At 43.5% G+C, this 4,570-nt stretch carries 3 protein-coding genes and 1 pseudogene; all 4 read left to right on the top strand.

Features of this window, described 5'->3' with window-relative positions:
• On the top strand, positions 1-1,403 hold a 1,403-nt coding region (locus B9G53_RS23345), incomplete at its 5' end, for an NB-ARC domain-containing protein (protein WP_141211871.1).
• A gap of 98 nt (positions 1,404-1,501) precedes the next feature.
• Complete coding sequence (locus B9G53_RS23340; RefSeq protein WP_094535840.1) at positions 1,502-2,584, top strand: hypothetical protein; 1,083 nt, start codon at positions 1,502-1,504, stop codon at positions 2,582-2,584.
• A gap of 15 nt (positions 2,585-2,599) precedes the next feature.
• Entirely contained in the window at positions 2,600-3,790 is a 1,191-nt protein-coding gene (locus B9G53_RS23335) for a caspase family protein (protein ID WP_094535839.1), read from the top strand.
• A 535-nt stretch (positions 3,791-4,325) separates the two neighbouring features.
• A pseudogene (locus B9G53_RS23330) lies at positions 4,326-4,570 on the top strand (hypothetical protein); the annotation flags it as partial.

Genomic DNA, 4,570 nt, shown 5'->3' with positions numbered 1-4,570 from the left:
TTGGGGAGCGTGTCACCAAGAATAATCTTCAAATCGTGGTGCGTAGACATGCTTACATCAATCGCCCTCACATCAGTGATTTGGATGAGGTAGACAAAGTGAGCAATGTGAGTGAAAAGCGACGTGACTGGGGTAATGCGATCAATACTTCGATTTTTTATGGGCGAACTGAAGAGTTGGCAACGGTGAAAAATTGGGTAATCACTGATCGCTGTCGTTTATTAGGCGTATTTGGCATCGGTGGCATTGGCAAAACTGCTTTTGCAAATAAGCTCGCTGAACAGGTGCAAGCGGAATTTACGCTATTCGCTTGGAAATCCTTGCGTTATGCTCCGACTGTAGAAACGATGTTGTCGGAATTGGTGAGCTTTTTGACTAATCAAGCGATCACCGCTTTACCTTCTGATTTTGATAGATTATTGGCGATGTTGATTCAAGTCCTCAAGCAATCACGCTGTTTGATTGTCTTTGACAATGTAGAGTCTATCCTCCGCAGTGGTGAGACTACGGGGCATTACATTGAGGGTTATGAAGGCTATGGTCAATTGTTTCGTCAAATCAGTGAAGAGCATCATCAAAGTTGCTTGATTTTGACGAGCCGCGAAAAGCCATCGGATGTATTGCCTCCTGAAAGTAGTGATCGCATGGTACGTTCTCTTCAATTGTCAGGACTAAATGTGGAAGAAGCAAGACATCTATTGAATAAAGAACTTGCGTTCACTCCTGAAATTAGCAAGTTGATCGACCTCTATTGTGGGAATCCTCTTGCCCTAAAGTTCGTATCTATTCTGATCTCCCATCGGTTCAATGGCAATATTCAAGCATTTCTTGATCAAGAAATGAATGTATTTGAAGATATTCGTGAGCTAATCGATCAACAATATTCGCGGCTTTCTGACCTAGAACAGCAAGTGATGTATTGGCTAGCCATCGTGCGCGAACCTATTACCATCGACAATCTACGTCAAAATATTGTACATATAGTTTCCAAATCGCAAATTCTCGAATCGGTGATTTCCCTACGCTGGCGATCGCTGATTGAGAAGAATGCCAATAGCTTTACGCAGCAATTTATAGTCATGAAGTATATGACCAATCGGTTAATTGATATGGCTTTTAAGTCTACGATTGAGCATAATCCAGAATTCTTGATGAGCTATGCCCTCGTGGAAAATCGCGCCGAAGACTACATCCGCGAAACTCAAATTCGCCACATTTTACAGCCGCTCACCAAGCGCCTCGTGGCGCATTATGGAACGGTTGAAACTTTACATCGTGAATTGCATAGTCTATTAGATAGACTGCACGATCGCCAAACCTCGATCGGCTATGCACAGGCAAATATCATAAATCTATTGAAGTCTTCTCAAGAGGATTTGGCAATTGATGATGACCATTTATAACTGTCTTAATTCAACCATAAAAATGGCTGTAATCTGGAAAATGTAATTGCGATAATCCCGATCATCTCTGACAAATATCCCTTCAAAACCTAACCCCTATGACCATCAAAACCCTCTGGGAACAAATCCAAAAAAGTTCCACCAAAACCCCCACCCGCCTCAAAATCCCCAACACCCGCAGCGATCATCGCCACCCCCCCCAACCCTTTCAACCCAACCAACAATACTTCCAAATCCGAATCAACGAACTATACCTATCAACCAGCCGCAAATGGTTTAGCGAATACGATCCCCTCATCTTTGCCGCCACCGAATTCATCTACGACAAAAAAGCCGAAACCGTTCCCTTTGTCGTTGGTCCCTCATTAATCGAAAAAAACGGACAAAAAGCACCCACAGGCGGCAGCACCATCTTCTCCAATACCCGCGTCGCAGGACTCCATCCCTATCGCGGCGGCAGACTAACCCTATCCATCGTCCTCTATCGAGTAAAACGCAAAGACCACGCCCAAGGACTACTAAAACTAATCGAAAGCGTATCCTCAGCCATCGACTTCTCCACCGCCCTCCGATCCTATAGCAAAATCGCAGGCGTACTCCTCACAGGTATCGAAACCCTCTTTGGACTAGGCGACACCGAACCCGTCATCGCCATCCGCAAAGAATTTGACCCCAACGCAGGCGACAACCTCGAACCCAGCTACTTCGTCCTCATCGACAAACCCGAATCAGAACTTAAAACCGAACAACTCTGGGTACGCGACAACCAACTCGTCTATGGCGCAAACCTAGCCGAAGCAAAACCCTTTCGAGAAGCCGATTTTGTCCTCTACAGCATCGTCCAAACCAGCGATCGCAACGACATCACCACCCTCCCCTTCTATCCATTATTCGAGCGAGCCAAAGAAGCCGCACTCCAAGGCGACGATAAGAGTTGGGAAAGAGCCAAAGCTAATTTGATGTCTCTACACCAAACATTAGCGCTTAGTCCAGACCTCACACCATCACAAGCTATGCAACTAAGTAAAAGTTATGTTGAAGAAGTTAGAGAAGCATTCCGTATGATCAGAGAGATAGGAGCTTTAGGTTCAGACGAACTCGATCTCGGTTCCTTTGACGACGAAGCCAGCATTCAAGACAGCTTGAATAAAGCGATCCAGATTCTCAACCTCAAGTTCTAGCCTATTTAAACCACTATGACATTCACTAACGGATTCGCCCTCGTCATCGGTATCGGTACTTACGCTAATACCCCCAAACTCAACGTCCCCATTACCGCGCAAGATGCCAAAGAAATCGCTGAAGTCCTCAAAGATCAAAGTAAATGTGGCTATCCCGCCCAACAAGTAACTCTATTAAATGATGCTGATGCAACCCGCGATCGCATTCTGCAAGAATTTGACGCGATCGCCCAAAAAGTAAGCGACAGCGATACATTTTTCCTGTTCTACAGTGGACATGGTGAATACGGCACTGATGGCTACTACCTGACCACCCACAACACTCAACTTGAAAACAAAAAAGTTGTCGCTGGCACAGGCATCAGTGAAAAAGAGCTACTAGAAAAACTCCGCGCCATCAAAGCCAAACGCACCTTCCTATTTTTCAACGCCTGCCACTCAGGAGAAATTTCACCGCGATCGCTAGGCAATGACGAACCAGAAGAAACCACAGGTTCCAATATTCCCGATCGCTTATCCACAGCATTACTCGGCACTGGTGAAGGACGTGTGGTAATTACCGCCTGTCGCGAAACCCAAAAATCCTACTTCTCTCCCAAAGAAGATTTAACTATCTTCGCTGATATCTTATCTGAAGGATTACGAGGTCGCGGTATCGATTCTCGTAAAGGCTACATCAGCGCCTTCGATCTCTACGAACATATCTATACCGAAGTCAAACAAAAAGTAGAGCAACGCTTTGGTAAATTTGGCGCAGTCCAAGAACCAGAATTAACTATTCTTAGAGGTGTAGGTGTAATGGCGATCTCCCTGCATCGTGGCAAGACTCCTGAGGGAGAGCTATCAGGCGATCAACCCTCTTCTCTCGGTGGAGCAGTCCGAGAAGTCGAACCTGCTGAAAGTCAACAAGCATTTCAGCAAATCCTCAGTGGCGAGATCAACCTTGCCGCAGGTAGAGATATTCAGAACATTAAGATTGATAAGAGTAGCAAAACTATTAATGCTCAGGGTTCACAAGGATTTATTAACGAAGCAAATGCTCCAGTTACTCAACACTTTGGCAATGTTAACAATATCAATACAGGTGGTGGCGACTACGCTGGAGGCAACATCGATAAGTCCCAAAAGACTTACAAAATCAAAATTGATAAAGCTGAAGGCATCCACATCGGTGATAACTATGGTAAGGATTACCCAAATCAATAGGGTATATTATTTTTGAGTCAGACATCTACAAATTTAAGCTTGCATCAAAACACTAAGGAACAAGCAAAAAAATAAGGTGCCACCAAATTAACGAAACCTCAAATTTCCAGATTTACTTTTTTATTACTTTATTAAATTGCACGTCCCTAATGCCTAATGAAATGATTGCCATAAGCTCTTTGAGATCGCATCATCATTTCACTTAGCTCTTTCAATTTACAGTGGAGGATATATTTGACTGAATAGTTCTAATGGTCGCTCAAAATATTTTGATACTTGCAATTCGGAAATATTTCAGACTTGTTAAATTATAAAATCTGACCAAAGTAGAAAATCTAAACTAGCGAACTCTCTTGTCTTACTCCCTTCCCACTAAAAGAATAGGCAATCAACTGGGAAAGGAGTAAAATATGTCTTAGATTAAGATTAGGAAATAATGTGAGTTACCAGACTTCTCTACACCACTAAGCTGATTGCTCAAAAGATTAGGGCATACTAGAGAAAATATGATTTACATCCTTGAATGCTTCGTCCTATGCCAACCACAGAAGAAATACTCTCAATTTTAGAAATTGTAGAAAATGCTCTTAAGCAGACTGAGGGAGATAGCTCTGTATTGGAATGTTGGCGACAAACAGAAGACGGGCAAAACATTATTGTCCAAATTGGGAAATACAACACCATTATAGGTGAAGGTAAAAACATCACAATTGGAGACCAATGGGATCGGTCGGTACTTGAGGAAATTCGGGAGAAACTACTCTCTCAGCTTCCTGCAAC

The sequence above is a fragment of the Pseudanabaena sp. SR411 genome, from assembly GCF_002251945.1.
In the GTDB taxonomy this organism is placed as follows: Bacteria; Cyanobacteriota; Cyanobacteriia; order Pseudanabaenales; family Pseudanabaenaceae; genus Pseudanabaena.
The sequence above is the reverse complement of the archived record's forward strand: the minus strand, read 5'-3'. Positions and strand labels throughout refer to the sequence as shown.

Coding starts and splice junctions, on each gene's coding strand:
- B9G53_RS23340 (WP_094535840.1), top strand. CDS start 1,502: ATGACCATCAAAACCCTCTGGGAACAAATCCAAAAAAGTTCCACCAAA.
- B9G53_RS23335 (WP_094535839.1), top strand. CDS start 2,600: ATGACATTCACTAACGGATTCGCCCTCGTCATCGGTATCGGTACTTAC.